Raw genomic sequence first — 18,578 nt, 5'->3', positions numbered from 1 at the left:
TTACCTTTATGTATCATATTGGGAGATACAGATTAATCGTATCAAAAAATTGCCAGACAAACAATTTTTAAGAGGTAATTTGTAGATATTTTTATCATAAATTATCGAAATGTGGCAAAAAGAAAGAGTCTGTCTAAATTTCCCGAACAGACTCCATTTAATATGTGATATTTCCCAGAAAATATTCGAATCGGATAAAATTATGGCACAATATGCCGGGTCCTTACTGCCCGTCTGACTGGAGCAGAGACTGATAAGCGGCAAGAAATGCCAGCAGGTGCTCCTGAATTTTACCGGCTGATGCAGAATCCCCTGCCTGCTGGTAAGTTTCTATTTGCTTCGAGGCATCCAAAAGTTCCTCTTTTATAGATGTCAGGCTTTTATTTTGAATTTGATCTGCCTGCAGTTCATTCACTGCGTTGCTATGATTTTTTATTTCCTGAGCCGTCTCTGGCGCTATGGAGCTGCCGAGAGAGGCACTGGCAGCGCCTTCTGAGAGGCTTTGATATAAAGCAGGTGCAATGTCAGCCAGCTTTTTCTCTTCAGCATTCAGCCCTTCAATTACTTTACCTTCAAAGGCAACTTCTTTTGCAAATACATCAATTCCTTTGCTTTTTAGATCGGCACCTATTTCCTTCGCCTGATCAAGACTCCCGGATACCCCTAAAAAAAGAAAAGTCTGCTCTCCCATTTTTAATGATTGGCTATAGACTCCTTTTTGCGAGTTCGCTTCCTGGACTTGCTGTGCTGCCTCACTGTTTGACCATACGCCGCCTTGAACTACGTATGCTGTTAATGTTTCTAATTCTGCGGCTGCAGCGGGAGACTGCTGATTTGATGCTGCCGGAGTTTCTTTAATTGGAGGCGCTACAGTTTCGGCTGCCTGATCGGTAAATACCAGCTTCAGCATGATGAATCCGAAGCCAGTCCCAAGCAGAACAGCAAAAAAGACAGCCAGAAAAATGGATGTTAAGAATCCTTGCTTATTTCTTCCCTGGAATTTGTTAGCCAGTGTACTCAAACCATTTTTAGCTGGTGATTTAGGAGGGGCTGCTATTTTATATTCCTTTATATCCGCATCTTCCGTTTCCTCAGGCAGAATCCAGTCAAAGCTGTCATCCGCCTCTTTGCCAGCCGCTGTTTGTATGGATGCGAAAAATTCAGTTTGTTCCTGTTTTTTCTGTCTATCCAGCTGTCTCGGATCCCATGCTTTTTCCTGCATTTCTTCCTTTTTCTCCTGAAACGGACGGTCCTTGCCATTTATCTTAATCGTGATCGTTTTCTCGCTTTTAGGCTTGTCCATATCTCATCCTCCTTCCGTGCCGTTTCCTGAATTGTTTTCATCCTAACATAAGAAAAAAAAAAAATAACAAGACTTTTGTCGTCTTGCTACGGAAGGATTTCGTCAAATTTTTCATTTTGATTTTCAGTTAGATCTAATTTATTTATAGGTATTCCTTCATTGCCATCAGAATAGAAAAATTACAGATTTATACTCACAGGACTGCGTGAAAGTACCATTCAATCAATTCATTGCCATAAAAGTAAGCAATTATTGTTCCCAAACCAATAAAAGGACCGAATGGAATTGGTTTTCCCTTTTTCACAACTCCTATAAGCATGCCTGTACCACCTAGAAATGCACCAAACAAAGTGGCTAGAAAAAACGAAAGCAACACAAGCTTCACACCTAAAGCAATACCAATAACTGAGTATAGTTTTATATCACCTCCACCCATGCCGCCTTTACTGATTACAGCTATAAATAAAAGGAGTAAAAAACCAAGTATCCCACCTGCTAAACTGTCCCACCAAGGAGAAAGAGGAATAAGAATACGTTCTGCTGTTAGGATCACACCAAAAACTAAGAGAACTTTATTTGGAATGATCATATATTTATAGTCAGATACAAATATAATGACCATAAGGGAAACTAGTGTCCAGGCAACAATCACCTCGGAAGTCCACCCTAAAATTAATGGAGCAGCAGCAAACAAAGTACCTGTCGAAAGCTCTGCAGCCGGATATAAGGCTGAAATTGACACCTTACAGCGCCTGCATTTTCCACCTAGAAATACATAAGACAGAATTGGGATAAGCTCCAAATATGATAAAGTATGCTTACAGTGTTTACAATGAGATCTCGGCTTTACTATTGATTGATTTTCAGGAACTCTTAGGCCAACTACATTGTAGAAAGAACCTAATATGGTACCGAATAAAAATAATATTATTAAGAGATTTACCATAAATATCAACGCGCCGGCGCAGGCACAAGAAAGCTGGATTTCCTCAGTGTCCTATTTTATATAGAGGTCCTCAATATTGTGATATGCCCGCAGCTTGTTTCCTCCTCCAAAATTTGTAAAACCAAAAAAATATAAATATACTTGGACAGTATATGTGTATTCTTTATGAACTTCAATGATGTATATCACTAACATTACACCAATACACTATAGGACCAATATATTAATAGGTAAAAAGGTTTATTTTCACAAAAAAATCCTTTTGACAAACAAAAGGATTTTTACTTCACATATTCCGCAACCCTATTTCTCCCTGCCCGCTTCGCTCCAACATATAATGCCCTGTCAGCATGGCGTATAAGGGCCAGTGAATCATCAGCATCTTCAGGTGCAGCAGCTACCCCAATGGAGGCAGTTATATAAACTTTTGTGCTGCTGCTGCTTCCATCGATGTTCTGTTTGAGTATGAATGGACGGTTAGCTATGGTCTGCCTGATAAGCTCTGCCCAGGCAAGCGTATCTTCTTTGCTTGTATCCGGCATTAAGACAACAAATTCTTCTCCGCCATATCTGGCAGCAATTCCTGCTTCATCTATTAAATTTGCCAGCCTGCCTGCCAGTTCGCAGAGAATTTCATTTCCGCTTTGGTGCCCATAAGTATCGTTCACTTTTTTAAAATGATCGATGTCAAGGATGATGAGTGAAAGGAATTCTCTTTCACCATTTTGCAATCTGCTGAATTCTTCATTTAATTTAGCTTCCATATATCTATAATTGAATAGTTTCGTTAACGCGCAGCGCTCGCTTTTGGCTTTTGTTTCCTCATAGTGCTTTGCATTCTCTATTGCTATTGCAAAGTGCGAACATAAAATATCGACAATCATGAGCTGTGACTTTTCATAGGACCTCTTTTTTGCTGAAGAAAGCAGCAGTATCCCCAATACTTCATTGCTCCTGACTATTGGAACACAAATAAGGCTTTCGGCATCTTCAGGCAAGAATTCCTTAGCAATGCTTTTCCATTTCTTCCGCGAATGGAAAAGGGCAGATTTTCGGGTACCCAAAACCAATCCGCTGATTCCCTCACTTTTTTTGGTAGGCTTAAGGTCATTCGGCTTTATTTGTCCATGCTCAATTCGGTAAATGGAGTGAAGTTCATCGTTATCCTTAATATCAAGAATATAGGCATAGTCAACAGGCAACATTTCGCTCAATTTCAAAATAAAAAGCTCCATAACCTCATTCACATCAAGGCGCTCTGCCATTTGATGCCCTATATCTGCGGCTTTTTGAAGGTATTCAATAACCTTTTCACTTGAGTAATAAAGATGAAGAATGATAGAAAGACTTACAAATGGGACCCCTACAAACAGCAGTGCAAGAATTCCCACTTCAGAATATAAAATGTAAAGGATAAGGCCAATCGGGAATGTTATGAGAGAGGTAACAGTTTCCCATATAAGGTCTTTTTCCAGAAAGGATATTTTCCTGCCATACAATGCAGCCTGAATTACACTGATTAATACCTGATTTAAAGTAAAATGGATTATCGGGTATGCTGCAGCAATCCAGAAATATTGGGGATTTTCTATTAGATCTACGCCTATTTTGCCACCCATTGCAAAGTAAGCCAGCCCGCTCAATAAAGATAATGTAAAGAACAAAAGTGAGTTAAGCGGCAGACGAAACAGCTGATCCTTTTGTATTTTCAGCCTTAATAGAAGTACCAGGATCCCCAATTGTACCATTATCATTTCAGCAAAGAGCCCAAAGGTTAAAAACACTGCCATCGTAACCCATTGAATTAAAAAGATTGGTGTATTATTGATTACCATCGGCATGGAAGAAACGAAAAACATCAATATGAAAAAGGCAAACAAACTGATTCCCTGTCCTGAAAAATCTGGAGGGTAAAAATGATAGGTTAGCATGGAACCTGCAGGAAATATTAATATCCATAATAACCATATTATTTTTTTGGCTTGTGAACTAACGATCTTTTCCCCCTCCTCCAATTTATTCAGGAAAATAGTCGGATAACACGAACATTTTATCAAATTTTCTAACTTTTGTCATATTTCATTTATTTTTTTCAAAAGATTCAAAAGAATAGGCTTCACTTCTGAGAGGAAGTAAAGTGATCCGGTAATAACCAGTACGCTGTTTTTTCCTGCTTCACGAAGTTCAGCCTCCAATAGCTCCTTCCAGTCCGTATGAAACTGTCTCCTGCTGTTTTTACTGAGATTATATAAATCTTCAGCTGCTGCTGCTCTCGGAAACTCAAATTCGGTAAAGGTGATGCGATCTGCAGCAGAATCAAGCTTACCGATCATTTTATCAAGCTTTTTATCAGCAAGTGCAGCGAATACAATATTTTTGCTTTTATCCTCAAAACGGTTGTTCAGCTCAGCAGTTAAGGCAGCTATCCCTTCTTCATTATGCGCTCCATCTATTACTACCAGCGGGTCTTCAGATAGAATTTCAAATCGCCCGGGCCAGAAAGCTTTTTTCAATCCCGCTCTAATATGATTTACCTCTATAAGGAAAGAATAAAATTTATTCAATAGCTCTGCTGCCATTACAGCAAGGGAAGCATTTTCAGTCTGGTGTTTTCCGCTCATTCCTGTCTCAAGATCAGGGAAGTTCTGAAAGACTGTCTTAAGGGAGAAGAATTCTCCCAGGTCCAGGGATTTATGATCAGAAATAGCAAACTCATTCCCCAGCTGATAAACTGGTGACTTCATGCTTAAAGCTTTATCTTGAATAACAGCGAGCGCTTCTTCTTGTTTAACAGCTGTAATCACACTGACTCCAGGTTTAATGATTCCCGCTTTTTCAAAAGCGATTTCCTCGTATGTATTCCCAAGGATAGCTGTATGGTCGAGTCCGATGCTTGTAATGATTGATAATATAGGATAGATGATGTTCGTAGAGTCATACCTTCCGCCAAGGCCCACTTCAAACAAAACGAGATCCACCGGCTGTACATGGCCAAAATATTGGAAAGCCATGGCGGTAATGATTTCAAACTCGGTTGGACCGCCGAGTTCCGTCTGTTCCAATTCAATCGCAAGCGGATATATATCATTAGCAAGCCGAACAAGATCTTCATCGTTAATTGGAATTCCGTTCAGAGAAATCCGTTCATTAAATTTCTCAAAATATGGCGATGTAAAAGTTCCGACAGAATAACCCGCCTCCTGAAGAATGGATCTTAGAAACGTTACAGTTGAGCCTTTACCATTCGTTCCGCCAATATGGATGGACTTAATTCTTCTTTCGGGATGCCCGAGTTTTTCCATCATCCATTCCATCCTTTGCAGTCCCGGCTTCATCCCAAGTCTTAGCCTTGAATGAATCCATTCCAGTGCTTCCTCATAAGTAGAAAACATATATAAATGCACCTCCGTTATACAGGAAGGAAGACGAATCCTTCATATGGACCCGCCTTCCGCAACTATTAATTATTCTCCTTTTAGCTCTTTAATGCGAGCTTCTACAGCAGCTCTCTTCTCGCTGTAGTCTTGTTCTTTTGCTTTCTCTTCTTCAATTACCTTTTCAGGCGCTTTTTTAATAAAGCCTTCGTTTGAAAGTTTCTTCTGGACTCTTTCAACTTCTTTATTTAATTTATCCCACTCTTTCTGAAGGCGGGCAACTTCTTCTTCAATGTTAATCAGGCCTTCAAGCGGAAGGATGATTTCTGCACCAGTCACAACTGCTGTCATCGCCTTATCAGGCGTCTCAACATTCAGAGCCAGCACTAGTTCTTCTGGGTTACAGAATCGTTCAATATAGGCACGGTTATTTTCCAGTGTGCCCAGAATTTCCTCATCCTTAGCTTTTACCATCATTTTAATCTTCTTGCTCATAGGCGTGTTTACTTCAGCACGGCTGTTGCGGACAGAGCGAATAATTTCTACAAGCAGCTTCATTTCATTTGCAGCCTGGTTATCAGTGTATTCATTGTTAACTGCCGGCCATTGTGCAGCCGTAATGGATTCACCTGAATGAGGAAGGTTCTGCCAAATTTCTTCCGTGATAAATGGCATAAATGGATGCAGCAGACGCATTGTATTGTCCAGAACATATGCCAGGATGGAACGGGTGGTTTTCTTGGCAGCTTCATCTTCTCCGTACAGCGGAAGCTTTGCCATTTCGATATACCAATCACAGAAGTCATCCCAAATGAAGTTATACAGCACTCGGCCAACCTCGCCAAACTCATAGCGGTCAGATAATCTTGTAACCGTCTCAATAGTTTCATTCAAACGGGTTAATATCCATTTATCAGCAACAGACTTTTCACCGCTTAAATCAATTTCTTCATATGTTAATCCATCCATGTTCATTAATGCAAATCGGGATGCATTCCAGATTTTATTGGCAAAGTTCCATGTTGCCTCAACCTTTTCCATACTGAAGCGCAGATCCTGTCCCGGCGAGCTTCCTGTAGAAAGGAAATAGCGGAGTGAATCAGCACCATACTGATCAATTACATCCATTGGATCAACGCCATTTCCAAGGGACTTACTCATCTTGCGTCCCTGTGAGTCACGAACAAGACCATGAATTAATACATCCTGGAATGGACGCTCCCCTGTAAATTCGAGACCTTGGAAGATCATTCGTGATACCCAGAAGAAAATGATGTCATAGCCAGTCACCAAAGCAGCAGTCGGATAGTATCTCTTGAAATCGCTTGAGTCTGTATCCGGCCAGCCCATTGTTGAAAATGGCCATAGAGCTGAACTGAACCAGGTATCCAAAACATCTTTGTCCTGTTCCCAGTTTTCAATATCTTCTGGTGCTTCGTGCCCTACGAAAACCTCACCTGTCTCTTTGTGGTACCAGGCCGGGATCCGATGCCCCCACCAAAGCTGGCGTGAAATACACCAGTCACGAATATTTTCCATCCAGCGCAAATACGTTTTTTCAAATCGCTCTGGAACAAAGTTTACTTTTTCCTCTTTAGTTTGAAGAGCGATGGCTTCATCAGCAAGAGGCTGCATCTTTACAAACCATTGTGTTGAAAGGTAAGGTTCAACAACTGCGCCGCTGCGCTCTGAATGGCCCACAGAATGCATATGCTCTTCAATTTTGAAAAGCACTCCTTCGTCCTGAAGATCCTTCACGATCTGCTTGCGGCATTCAAAGCGGTCCATACCTTGGTATTTACCGGCTCGGCTGTTCATTGTGCCGTCTTCATTCATTACAAGAATTCTTTCAAGATTGTGGCGGTTTCCTATTTCAAAATCATTTGGGTCATGAGCCGGCGTAATTTTTACTGCGCCGGATCCGAAATCCATTTCTACATAATCATCTGCAACAATCGGAATTTCGCGTCCTGTGATCGGCAGTTTAACCGTTTTGCCGATTAAATGCTTATAGCGGTCATCTTCCGGATGTACTGCTACAGCTGTATCGCCAAGCATCGTTTCAGGGCGTGTAGTGGCAATTTCGATATGTCCTGAACCATCCGTTAAAGGATATCTCATATGGTAGAAGGCACCCTGAACATCCTTATAAATAACTTCGATATCAGAAAGAGCCGTTTTTGTAGACGGATCCCAGTTAATAATATACTCGCCGCGATAAATCAATCCTTTATTATAAAGTGAAACGAAAACTTCTCTTACAGCTTTTGAAAGGCCTTCATCCAGTGTAAAACGTTCGCGGCTGTAATCAAGTCCCAATCCAAGCTTTGACCATTGCTGGCGGATATGGCTGGCATACTCCTCTTTCCACTTCCATGTTTCTTCTACAAATTTTTCACGGCCTAAATCATAGCGGCTTTTGCCGTCATTGCGAAGCTTTTCTTCAACCTTTGCCTGAGTGGCGATGCCCGCATGGTCCATTCCTGGAAGCCATAGAACATCGTATCCCTGCATTCGCTTCATTCGAGTAAGGATATCCTGAAGAGTTGTATCCCATGCATGACCGAGATGAAGCTTTCCTGTTACATTCGGAGGCGGAATCACAATTGTATATGGCTGCTTTGTTTCATCGTCTTTTGCTTCAAAGAATTTACCTTCCAGCCACCAGTCATATCGTCCTTTTTCAATCGCCTGCGGATCATATTTCGTCGGCATTGATAATTCATTATTATCCATGTGTCATTCTTCCTTTCTGAAAGCAATCCAAAAAAATAAAAAACTCCATTCGCCATAAAAGGACGAATGGAGTTTGCTTCGCGGTACCACCTTTTTTTCAATCACTAAAGAAAATCAGGGAAAGACATTCTTATAGAGATTGACACTTAAACAGATAACGGATTTCCCGTCTTTTACTACTTGGCTGCAGCCTTTCGCAAAAGATGCTCTAGGGCGACCTTCCAACAGTTTTGCCTGGATAACCTTTCAGCTGCTGGTTTTCCTCTCTAAAAGGCAAATCGCCATTGTACTCTTCCCTGTCTTAGCATCGATATACAATTTTATATATAAAATATACTACCGAAAAAAGACTGTTATAGTCAATAAGGATACCCGAGTTTTTTATATATTATTCATTATTTCTACCGAAGTGATGATGATTTTGCCCGAAAAAGACTTCTTTAGGGGAGTTTTAAAATACTGTTATACAGGAAAGAAACGAAAATAGGCACTTTACCGAAAAATGAATCATAGAATATACATATGAACATTCGGGAAAGGGGCATGCGACAATGAGAAGAAAATATAATCCTTACACACTGCCTCCCTGGTTAAGAACTTTCAGGAATGTATGTGCACAGTTCATAATCCCGTTCTGTGTTTTTCAAGGCATAAGAACAATTTTGCTGCCTACCACCTTTGATGTACTGCTGCTATCGCTGTTCATTCTGATTGCTATTGCTTTCCATCTTCAATTGGTTTAGGAGCCCGCATCTTTTAGCTTTGGGCTCCTTCTTGTGCTTGAGCTTCGGCAGCTGCTTTTGCTTCTTGTTTTTGCCTCTCGATCTCATCGATTCTCATTACAGCATATTCAATATTTTTCAAGAGCCAATACTGCCTTTGCAAATGCTGGACAGCCTTTCTTTCTCCCCTTTTACTCTCCCCTTTATAATATTGTTCGGCCGCCCTGATAATAGGACCCGGATGAGCAAAGTAGCTTTGAAACAGCAGCATCTCATCGTCTCTGAATGGAAAGTATTTCATATAGGTGTAAATCCACTCTACACATTCTTCTGATCTTTTTGGATAAGTTTTCAGAGTCCTTGATAAAAACGGCAATATATCATGGAGCGGCGACCCCTGTCTTGCATTTTCGAAATTCGTGAAGTACCCATATCCCCTATCATCGTAAAGAAAATGCTCGGTTGAAACTTTCCCATGGACGATTACCGTTCGTGCTTTGTCGCTTTCTTTTGTTTTTTCATACCAATCTTTAAATTTGTTTGTGGAGAATTTTAGTCCCTGGCTGACGTCGTGATAATATAGGGAAAACATTAGCTCAAAAGGAGACATATACTCTTTTCTTTCACAGGCTTCGATAAATCCCTCCAAGAACTCCTTTTCTTTCTCCCATTCCTGCAAAGTTTTTTCATAATGTTCGGTTCTGTCTTCCTTGTTTATAGGAACTTCCCTCGAGGACAATGTATGCAGTCTTGCCAATTCCCTCAGCATCTGCTGATGCCTCTCAAATCTATCCTCTTTTTCTTCATTAGGCATCCATGGCATTAAATAATATAATTCATTCTGATGGAGCACCCCATATCTTCCATCCACCGTCGGGTAAATAGGGACAATTCTGTTATAGCCTTTTTGAAAGAGGGTTTGTACATGCCTTATAAAATCTGCTCCATGCTGAGGCTTTATTTTCTTCAAGGCAAATACACCTTTGCTGCTGTATACCTTCTGAACTCTCCCAAACTCCTCTACAAAATGCGGCTCTATTGAATAATGATTTAAAATAGGGGAGACTTTCCGCAGCCGATTTTTTTCTTCCACCTTAACCACTCACTTTCCAGAATGAGAAAAAATGATGTTATTCTAAAATATATTGGTTAAACGAAAATAGCTGAGCGGGTTATTAATACCTGCTCAGCCTTTTAACCATTTAATGGGCTACCGCAACAGGAATGTACAGCACTTGCCCTTCATAAATATCCTGATTGATTTCAAGGTGATTCACCCGTAATAGCTGCTGGGCTGGTATATCATACCTTTCAGCAATGGCATCAATTGTGTCGCCGTTCTGCACAATGCAAACCTTGAGCTTAACATGTTCCTCTGTCTCTTCCTTCCGGGCAAAGAACTCTGTTAACGACATGCTTTTCTTCTTGGAGAGTTTCTTCTTCTTAGCCTCCTGTTCTGAAGAGGATGAGGATTCCTCTGTTTCCTCATGGGTTTCCTGTGCAGCCGCTTGAACAGGCTTCTTTTCAAAGGAAGGACTATCTGATTCGGATGCTTCCGTCATTTGATAGATTTCCTGTGCGGTTGGCGGTGCTTCCTCCTCATTGCGCTGAGAAGAAAAAGATATTTCCGGTGCAGTTTTCGGAGTCTGTTCTTCTTCTTCTGGCTGCTCTTGTTTTAATTCGAGCGCCGCCGGCACTGAAGGTCTAATGACGGCCTGCTCTTCCACTTCAGGCTGCTTTCTTGCTTCTGCCTCAAATGGAATAAAAACCTCATCGGTTTCTGACTGCTCTTCCTGCGGATCCTCTTCCCGTACATCTTCCTCGGCGCTCGAGTATACCTGTTCCTCTCTTTCTTCCTCTCTTTCTTCCTCTTCCTCTAGGTCCTGTTCTTCTTGCTGATATGACGGCCATTCCTGCTGTATAATTTCTTCTTCCTCTGTCTCCTCTGCCACCTCAGAAGATCTGTACTGAATCTCTAATTCTTCCGTTTCAGTTTCAGCTTCCGCTTCTTCCTCCCATTCTTGAACAGGAATATGCTGCTGATCACCATATAATCCGGTAATGGTTAAATTAGCTGTCAATTTCATACAGCTTCTTTCCGGCAGAACATAATCGAAGGACTCTACCGCAACATCAATATCGTAGATGCTTTGGATTCTATTATTCGGAATGGTTATATCGACAGGAAAATAGTGTTTGAATTCACAAACTCCTTCTCCTCTTTCTTCAACTGTCTGAACGAATTTGGTGACTGCCAAACCCTCTTGATCTTCCTCGGATGCTTCTTCATCGCTGCGTCTATACTCACCTGCCAGTTCAAGTGCTCCCTGGATTGTTACATATTGATCGCTTTCCTGAATTGTTATATTGGGGTCTAACGAGATGGTAATCAGGTCCGATACTTCCTGTCCTTTTTGAAACCATACTGATTCTTCTAAAGAAAATCGTAAGCACGATGGATTCCCCTGAGACAAAGCGACTCCTCCCTTCGAATCTTTACGTTTAATCACTATGTCATTAACAATCCTATGAAGGATTAGGATACTTTATGATTAGAAAAATAGCGCTCTAAGGGAATCTTAGATTAATTTAGAAAAAGTTCCTTAGATAAGACTTTTTTAGCGGCTGTTTGCTATGAGTGTTGATTTCCGCTGCAGGCACTCAAGCTTCCCTGCGGGGCTGCCGGGAGCCTCCTCGGCGCTATGCGTCTGTGGGGTCTCCCTGTACGCTACTCCCGCAGGACAATAAATAAGCTTCCTTGAATCAACACCGCACGAATAAAATGCGGATACATTTTCGCGGGATTAGCGCCTTCCACTCCAATCAACACCGTGCAAAATAAAAATTTTGCATTTTCACAGTCTATTGAATCCAGCCACAGGAAAGGGGTTTCTCCCAAACGATGGATAAAAGCTCTAATAACTATATTTCCAAGGGCATAAAAAAACACCCATCAATCGATGAGTGTCAGGTCTTGCTTATTTTAATTTTGAAAATGCCTTTTCCGCTGCCTGGATAGTCTTTTCAATATCTTCATCAGTGTGTGCAGTTGAGAGGAAGAGTCCTTCGAATTGGGATGGCGGCAGGAAGACTCCCTGGTTTGCCATTTCCCTGTAGTATTCTGCAAAGAACTCCAGATTGGATGTTTTGGCTTTTTCATAGTTAATAACATCTTCATTTGTAAAGAATATACCGATCATTGAACCTGCACGGTTAATGGTGTGCGGGATATAATATTTTTCTGCAGCTGCTTTAAGCCCTTCTTCCAGTCTGTCTGCTTTTCTTTCGAATTCTTTGTAGGAATGTGGAGTCAGCTGGCTTAATGTCTCGTAACCTGCTGTCATGGCAAGAGGGTTTCCGGATAGTGTTCCTGCCTGGTAAATTGGACCGCTTGGTGCAATCTGCTTCATAATTTCCGCTTTTCCGCCATATGCACCGACTGGGAGCCCACCGCCAATAACTTTTCCAAGACATGTAATATCCGGTGTCACTCCAAAGTAACCCTGCGCACAATTATAGCCGACGCGGAAACCAGTCATTACTTCATCAAAAATAAGCAGAGAGCCGTTTTGTTCTGTAATTTCTCTTAAGCCTTCAAGGAAACCTGGCTGAGGAGGAACGACACCCATATTTCCAGCTACCGGTTCCACAATCACACCTGCGATATCGTCTCCGAATTGCTCAAAGGCATATCTTACGCTTTCAAGGTCATTGTAAGGAACGGTAATTGTATTTTTGGCAACTCCTTCAGGAACCCCCGGACTGTCAGGCAGCCCCAGAGTTGCTACACCAGAACCAGCTTTAATTAAAAGGGAATCGCCGTGGCCATGATAGCAGCCTTCAAATTTCATGATTTTATTTCGGCCGGTATATCCTCGAGCAAGCCTCAGGGCACTCATAGTAGCTTCTGTTCCGGAAGAAACCATTCGCACTACTTCAATGGAAGGCACACGTTCAATGACCAGCTTGGCAAGATCGTTCTCGATTTCGGTAGGAGCGCCAAAGCTTGTCCCCATTTCAGCTACTTTCTTAATACCCTCGACCACACGTTCATTAGTATGTCCCAGGATTAATGGGCCCCAGGACAAAACATAATCGATATATTCATTTCCATCGATATCGTAGATTTTAGAGCCTCGTCCGCGTTCCATAAAAATGGGGTCCATATTAACTGATTTAAATGCACGTACAGGAGAGTTTACTCCCCCAGGCATCAATTCGCTTGCCTCTTTAAAAGCCTTGTTAGATTTTTCGTAAGAGCGCATGTCATCCCTCTTTTCGTTTAATAAGAAGTTTTCAATTACTAAGACTTACTAAGACATCATATTATTAGTCCTGTTCCTTAATCCACCTTGCCGCATCTTTCGCATGGTAAGTAATAATTAAATCACTTCCTGCACGCTTCATGCCTGTGAGCATTTCCATGACGATTTTCTGTTCATCGATCCAGCCGTTCTGTGCAGCAGCTTTAACCATTGAATATTCACCGCTCACATTATAAATCACAATCGGCAGGTTGATGTTGTTTTTCACATCCCGAACAATATCCAGATAAGGCATTCCCGGTTTAACAATCAGGAAGTCTGCCCCTTCCATTAAGTCAGATTCTGCTTCTCGCATGGCTTCCATGCGGTTGGAAGGATCCATCTGATATGCTTTTCGGTCGCCAAATTGCGGCGTGCTGTCAGCTGCATCACGGAAAGGACCATAGAATGCAGATGCATATTTAACCGCATAAGACATAACCGGGATATCTTCAAATCCGGCTTCATCAAGACCTGCCCGGATAGCTGCTGTAAATCCATCCATCATATTTGACGGGGCAATTATGTCTGCTCCTGCTTTAGCCTGGCTGACAGCTGTCTGCACAAGCAGTTCAAGGGATGCATCGTTCAGCACTTCTCCATTTTCAATTAATCCGCAATGGCCATGATCGGTATACTCGCAAAGGCATGTATCAGCAATTACGATAATTTCCGGATATTTAGCTTTTATAAATCTTGTAGCTTCCTGCACGATCCCATGATCATGATAAGCCTGCTCCCCGCATGCATCTTTCTCTTTAGGTATTCCAAATAAGAGCACCGATTTTATTCCAAGAGAAACAACTTCATTCATTTCCTCTTCGAGGTGATCAAGCGACAAATTGTATATTCCCGGCATCGAAGGGATTTCTCTTTTAATATCGTCTCCTTCTGCCACGAAAATTGGATAAATTAAATCCTCTGTACGCAAGAAGTTCTCACGGATAAGCGCTCTCATATTCGGACTTTTGCGAAGGCGTCTATGTCTATTAAATTGAAGATCCATTAATTTTCCCTCCTGATTTCTGCCAAGTAGCTAATAATGCTCTTAAGCATGTTATGTACTGTATATTCTTCAGGAACCGCATGAACCTGCAGCCCATAAGCCTTTGCGCGTTCTCTAGTCACAGGCCCGATGCAGCCCACCACACTGTCTTTAACAGCATTCTCATATCCAAGCTCCTTTAAAGCCCCTATAAAATGATCTACTGTGGAAGGGCTGGTAAAAGCAAGAATATCTAACCCTTTTCCTGAAAGCTGTTTTTTTAACAGACCGATGCTTTCACGTGGAAAAGTTGTCTCATAAACAATGATTTCATCAACGTCTGCACCATTTTCCGAAAGGGAGGCTGCGATATAGTCACGCGCCAGATTCCCTTTGGGGATTAATACTTTCATCCCTTCTTCTACTAATGGCAAAAAATCCTCAACAAACCCTTCAGCAACATAATCCCGAGGCATAAATTGCACTTTTAATCCCTTATCCATAAGCAATTTCTTAGTCTTCTCTCCGATAACCGCTATGTTAGGGAAAGGCCCGCCCTGACTCAGATTTTCAAAAAAAGCGTCCACAGCTGTCGCGCTTGTGAAAATCACCCAATCATAAGTTTGAATCCGCTTATGTGTTTTATATAAAGTTTCCTTATCCTGCAATGGCTCGAAAGCAATCAAGGGGATCTCAACAGGTATCCCCCCATAGCTTTGGATAAGAGCCGAAAAGGAGTGAGCCTGTTTTTTCCCTCTTGGCACTAAAACAGTCATGCCTTCTAAAGGGGAAGTCTGTTTCATTGCCCGTCAAGCTCCTCTTTCACTCTGTCAATCAGCTCTTTGGCCCCTTGTTCGGTTAGCATGTCAGCCATCTTAACACCAAGTTCTTCCGGATCAGAACCTGCTAGGGTCTCCTTATAAATCACTTTTCCATCAGGGGAACCTACAAGTCCGGTTAACTCCATTTCACCCGTTTCATTAATTGTGGCAAACCCTGCAATCGGAACCTGGCAGCCGCCTTCCATTTTATGAAGGAACGCACGCTCTGCACGTACAGTCTGATTCGTCTCAGAGCATGTAAATTTATCCAGCAATGCACGAAGCTCCTTATCACTTTCACGGCACTCAATGGATAGTGCCCCCTGGCCAACAGCCGGCACACAAACTTCCGGCTCCAGGAATTCTGTAACAACATCAGCCGCCCAGCCCATTCGGGAGAGACCTGCTGCTGCAAGAATAATCGCATCATATTCTTCCGTTTCCAGTTTAGATAATCTGGTATCAATGTTTCCTCTGATCCACTTAATCTCCAGATCCGGACGCTGTGCCAGCAATTGTGCCCCTCTGCGCAGGCTGCTTGTTCCTACAATAGATCCTTCCCTTAAGTCATTCAGTTTTATATGCCCTTTTGAGATAAGGGCATCCCGATGGTCTTCTCTTTCAGGAATGCTGCCAATTGTCAGCCCTGCCGGAAGAACAGCGGGCATATCCTTCATGCTATGTACAGCCATATCTATTTCTTCATCAAGCATGGCCTGCTCTATTTCCTTTACGAACAACCCTTTTCCTCCGACCTTTGAAAGGGTAACATCAAGAATTTTATCACCCTTAGTGACAATTTCCTTCACCTCGAACTCAAAGGATGGATCAATGCTTTTCAATTGGCTGATCACCCAATTTGTCTGAGTTAGTGCCAGCTTGCTTCGTCTTGAACCTACGATAATTTTTCTCATGACTGCCTCCTGCAAATATGTCTAGCTATGGCTCCTGCTGAACAGTCGCCTCCGCTTTTCTTTACTATGTCCAGCTGCGGCTCCTAGCCCCTCGAGGTCATAAGCTGGTCTGCTCTGCGGCAAACTGCGCCGCGCCACAGCCCATCTTATGCTTGTCGGGGCTGAACAGTCGCCTCCGCTTTTCTATGAATACCAAAAATGGAAAGATGAAAGTTTACCAAATAAAAAGAAGTTGATTAATACAATTAAAAATGATGCCAAATTCCAGAGGGCTAAAGATTTTCCATATAGGCCCTTTCCAACTTTCATATAGAGATAAATACTATATAAAGCAAGGACAATGAAAGAACCGATCACCTTTGAGTCATACCAGACCATATGGGGCAATTTAATGTAGGCCCACTGGATACCTAAAATTAAACTTATCATCAGCATAGGTACACCGATTACATTTAATACATACGACATATGTTCAAGCTTTGACAAATCTGTTATCCGGAGCAGCCTCGTTCCCCATTTTTTCCTTTTCAGCAAATCGTATTGAATCAGATAAAGCAATGAAAAAACGAAGGATAGCGAGAACGCTCCATATGAAAGGATTGCAACCGTTATATGAATCAGCAGAAGTTCTGATATGAGCTGCTGTGCTTTGACAGCCGAATCAATCTGCACAGGTGCGAATGTATGGATCGCCATTATGATAAAGCCGAGAACATTTGTAAAAAAGACGATAAAATCGACTCTGAGCAGCCTGTTAATTCCCAAAGAAAGAGTGATAAGCACCCAGGCATAAAAGTATAGGCCCTCAAAAATGGTCAATACAGGAAACCTTCCTGTATTAATCATATAAAGTATCAGGAACACCGTTTGAAGCACCCATACAAATGCAAGTAACCAGAAGGCAATCCTATTCGCCTTCCGGTTATGATGAAGAAAATCAATAAAATATAATAAGACACATAGGGCATACAGAACCACCGTTAATTCGTGCAGCCGTGTCATATAGATGTCAGACATGGACAGGACCCCTTTTATGATTGAAAGGAAGTCTGCGGTGATTGAGCGAATGCGTGCTTTGGTTTGGCTGCTGCGGGCACGTTCTGCTGATCTGAAACAAGTTCTTCTATATTAAAGATTTTTACAAATAAGTCTAATGCCTGTTCCGAATCTTTCTGTCCAGCCATTTCTTTAGCTTGTAAAATAGGATCTTTTAATAGCTGATTGATGATGCTCTTTGTATGCTTGTTCAGCACTTTTTTATCACGATCACTCAAATGCGGCAGCTTTCTTTCAATGCTTGTCATGGTTTCACTCTGTATAGCCAGTGCTTTCTCACGCAAAGCGGAAATTACCGGAACAACACCAAGCAAGTTCAGCCATTGCTTGAATTCAACAATATCCCCTTCAATCATAAGCTGAATCTTCTCGGCTGCCTTTTTACGCTCCTGAAGGTTTGCTTCAACAATGCCTTCAAGATCATCAATATCATATAGGAAAACGCTGTCCAGATCAGCCAGTTTCGGATCCAGATCTCTTGGGACAGCAATATCCACCATAAATAGAGGCTTGCCTTTGCGCATTTTTTCTGCGTAAGCCATCATTTCCTTCGTGACAACAAACTCTTTTGCCCCAGTAGAACTAATTAAAATATCTGCTTCAACAAGGGCACATTGAAGCTCATGCAATGTTTTTGCCTGGCCCGCATAGCGGCTTGCGAGATCCTGCGCTTTTTCGAATGTACGGTTAATAACTGTTACTTTACTGGCTCCGTTGGCATGAAGGTTTTGGATTGCCAGCTCCCCCATTTTACCGGCTCCTAAAATAAGAACATGTTTATTTTGGAGGGATCCGAAAATCTTCTTAGCCAGTTCCACTGCTGCATAACTGACAGAAACTGCATTTGCCCCTATCTCCGTTTCAGAGTGTGCCCGCTTAGCGAGCGTTACTGCCTGCTTAAACAAGTGGTTAAAAACTGTTCCGGTTGTATTTTCTGATTGAGCCTCCAGAAAACTTGTCCTTACCTGTCCTAAAATCTGTGTTTCGCCAAGGATCATGGAGTTAAGGCCGCATGCTACCTTGAATAGATGCTCAATGGCCCCATCCTCTTCATAAATAAATAGGAATGGAGAAAATTCACTCTGATCCATTTTGAAATGTTCTGCCAAAAATTCCTTTATATAATAGCGGCCAGTATGAAGCTGGTCCACAACTGCATAAATTTCGGTCCGATTGCATGTAGACAGAATGACATTCTCTAAAATGCTTTTTTTGTCATTTAATGTCTTCATTGCCTCGCCCAATTGTGAAGGATTAAAGGTTAGACGTTCACGGATTTCAACAGGGGCAGTTTTATAGTTTAGACCGACGACCAAGATATGCATTGAAATTGACACCCCCAGAATTATTGCCTTGTTCATTAATATTAATTATATCATTTCTATTTTTTCAATTAATGCTTAAATGTGAACAGATA

Annotated in this window: 14 protein-coding genes and 1 other annotated feature; of the genes, 1 reads left to right on the top strand and 13 read right to left on the bottom strand. The window is 41.8% G+C overall.

Annotation, left to right across the window (positions count from 1 at the left end; genetic code table 11):
• Window positions 1-223 precede the first annotated feature (223 nt).
• From MKY20_RS09145 to MKY20_RS09125, 5 genes are all read right to left on the bottom strand, one after another.
• On the bottom strand, window positions 224-1,303 hold the full coding sequence (locus MKY20_RS09145) for an SPOR domain-containing protein (RefSeq protein ID WP_251266939.1): 1,080 nt from the start codon (window positions 1,301-1,303) through the stop codon (window positions 224-226).
• A gap of 193 nt (window positions 1,304-1,496) precedes the next feature.
• Window positions 1,497-2,249 carry a prepilin peptidase gene (locus tag MKY20_RS09140; RefSeq protein WP_251266940.1) on the bottom strand — a complete coding sequence of 251 codons (753 nt, stop codon included), beginning with the start codon at window positions 2,247-2,249 and terminating at the stop codon, window positions 1,497-1,499.
• A 281-nt stretch (window positions 2,250-2,530) separates the two neighbouring features.
• A complete protein-coding gene (locus MKY20_RS09135) occupies window positions 2,531-4,180 on the bottom strand; it encodes a sensor domain-containing diguanylate cyclase (protein ID WP_251175115.1) in 1,650 nt (549 codons plus the stop codon).
• Between the two features lie 141 nt (window positions 4,181-4,321).
• Window positions 4,322-5,641, bottom strand: a complete 1,320-nt coding sequence (locus tag MKY20_RS09130; protein WP_251175114.1) for a bifunctional folylpolyglutamate synthase/dihydrofolate synthase — start codon at window positions 5,639-5,641, stop codon at window positions 4,322-4,324.
• 72 nt (window positions 5,642-5,713) lie between these two features.
• Entirely contained in the window at window positions 5,714-8,359 is a 2,646-nt protein-coding gene (locus MKY20_RS09125) for a valine--tRNA ligase (protein ID WP_019380296.1), read from the bottom strand.
• Window positions 8,360-8,414: 55 nt separating this feature from the next.
• Window positions 8,415-8,671 (bottom strand) — a binding site (T-box leader).
• Between the two features lie 239 nt (window positions 8,672-8,910).
• On the opposite strand from MKY20_RS09125, the gene MKY20_RS09120 reads away from it, so the two are divergent.
• On the top strand, window positions 8,911-9,102 hold the full coding sequence (locus MKY20_RS09120; protein ID WP_019380294.1) for a hypothetical protein: 192 nt from the start codon (window positions 8,911-8,913) through the stop codon (window positions 9,100-9,102).
• Between the two features lie 13 nt (window positions 9,103-9,115).
• On the opposite strand, the gene ysxE is transcribed toward MKY20_RS09120, so the two are convergent.
• The 8 genes from ysxE to hemA form a co-directional block, all read right to left on the bottom strand.
• The gene (gene ysxE / locus MKY20_RS09115) at window positions 9,116-10,174 is read right to left on the bottom strand and encodes a spore coat protein YsxE (protein WP_009333146.1); all 1,059 of its coding nucleotides are present in this window, start codon (window positions 10,172-10,174) and stop codon (window positions 9,116-9,118) included.
• A gap of 109 nt (window positions 10,175-10,283) precedes the next feature.
• On the bottom strand, window positions 10,284-11,555 hold the full coding sequence (spoVID, locus tag MKY20_RS09110; RefSeq protein WP_251266941.1) for a stage VI sporulation protein D: 1,272 nt from the start codon (window positions 11,553-11,555) through the stop codon (window positions 10,284-10,286).
• A 504-nt stretch (window positions 11,556-12,059) separates the two neighbouring features.
• Complete coding sequence (hemL, locus tag MKY20_RS09105; protein ID WP_251175113.1) at window positions 12,060-13,346, bottom strand: glutamate-1-semialdehyde 2,1-aminomutase; 1,287 nt, start codon at window positions 13,344-13,346, stop codon at window positions 12,060-12,062.
• 64 nt (window positions 13,347-13,410) lie between these two features.
• Window positions 13,411-14,391: a porphobilinogen synthase gene (gene hemB / locus MKY20_RS09100; RefSeq protein ID WP_009333151.1), complete on the bottom strand. Its 981-nt coding sequence runs from the start codon at window positions 14,389-14,391 to the stop codon at window positions 13,411-13,413.
• Window positions 14,391-15,173: a uroporphyrinogen-III synthase gene (locus MKY20_RS09095; RefSeq protein WP_251175112.1), complete on the bottom strand. Its 783-nt coding sequence runs from the start codon at window positions 15,171-15,173 to the stop codon at window positions 14,391-14,393. The genes hemB and MKY20_RS09095 overlap by 1 nt, the downstream gene beginning before the upstream one ends.
• Window positions 15,170-16,105 (bottom strand): hydroxymethylbilane synthase, encoded by a 936-nt coding sequence (gene hemC, locus MKY20_RS09090; RefSeq protein ID WP_251175111.1) that lies wholly within the window; start codon window positions 16,103-16,105, stop codon window positions 15,170-15,172. The genes MKY20_RS09095 and hemC overlap by 4 nt, the downstream gene beginning before the upstream one ends.
• A gap of 183 nt (window positions 16,106-16,288) precedes the next feature.
• Complete coding sequence (locus MKY20_RS09085) at window positions 16,289-17,122, bottom strand: cytochrome c biogenesis protein (RefSeq protein WP_009333156.1); 834 nt, start codon at window positions 17,120-17,122, stop codon at window positions 16,289-16,291.
• A gap of 14 nt (window positions 17,123-17,136) precedes the next feature.
• On the bottom strand, window positions 17,137-18,486 hold the full coding sequence (gene hemA / locus MKY20_RS09080; protein WP_009333158.1) for a glutamyl-tRNA reductase: 1,350 nt from the start codon (window positions 18,484-18,486) through the stop codon (window positions 17,137-17,139).
• Between the last annotated feature and the right edge of the window lie 92 nt (window positions 18,487-18,578).

The organism is Cytobacillus sp. FSL W8-0315 (assembly GCF_038002905.1).
Lineage (GTDB): Bacteria > Bacillota > Bacilli > Bacillales > Cytobacillaceae > Cytobacillus > Cytobacillus pseudoceanisediminis.
This window is presented reverse-complemented; position numbering and strand designations above follow the sequence as displayed.

Excerpts from the sequence above, each read along its gene's own strand:
- MKY20_RS09145 (WP_251266939.1), bottom strand. The coding sequence starts at position 1,303 with ATGGACAAGCCTAAAAGCGAGAAAACGATCACGATTAAGATAAATGGC.
- MKY20_RS09140 (WP_251266940.1), bottom strand. The coding sequence starts at position 2,249 with ATGGTAAATCTCTTAATAATATTATTTTTATTCGGTACCATATTAGGT.
- MKY20_RS09135 (WP_251175115.1), bottom strand. The coding sequence starts at position 4,180 with ATGCTAACCTATCATTTTTACCCTCCAGATTTTTCAGGACAGGGAATC.
- MKY20_RS09130 (WP_251175114.1), bottom strand. The coding sequence starts at position 5,641 with ATGTTTTCTACTTATGAGGAAGCACTGGAATGGATTCATTCAAGGCTA.
- MKY20_RS09125 (WP_019380296.1), bottom strand. The coding sequence starts at position 8,359 with ATGGATAATAATGAATTATCAATGCCGACGAAATATGATCCGCAGGCG.
- MKY20_RS09120 (WP_019380294.1), top strand. The coding sequence starts at position 8,911 with ATGAGAAGAAAATATAATCCTTACACACTGCCTCCCTGGTTAAGAACT.
- hemL (WP_251175113.1), bottom strand. The coding sequence starts at position 13,346 with ATGCGCTCTTACGAAAAATCTAACAAGGCTTTTAAAGAGGCAAGCGAA.
- hemB (WP_009333151.1), bottom strand. The coding sequence starts at position 14,391 with ATGGATCTTCAATTTAATAGACATAGACGCCTTCGCAAAAGTCCGAAT.
- MKY20_RS09095 (WP_251175112.1), bottom strand. The coding sequence starts at position 15,173 with ATGAAACAGACTTCCCCTTTAGAAGGCATGACTGTTTTAGTGCCAAGA.
- hemC (WP_251175111.1), bottom strand. The coding sequence starts at position 16,105 with ATGAGAAAAATTATCGTAGGTTCAAGACGAAGCAAGCTGGCACTAACT.
- MKY20_RS09085 (WP_009333156.1), bottom strand. The coding sequence starts at position 17,122 with ATGTCTGACATCTATATGACACGGCTGCACGAATTAACGGTGGTTCTG.
- hemA (WP_009333158.1), bottom strand. The coding sequence starts at position 18,486 with ATGCATATCTTGGTCGTCGGTCTAAACTATAAAACTGCCCCTGTTGAA.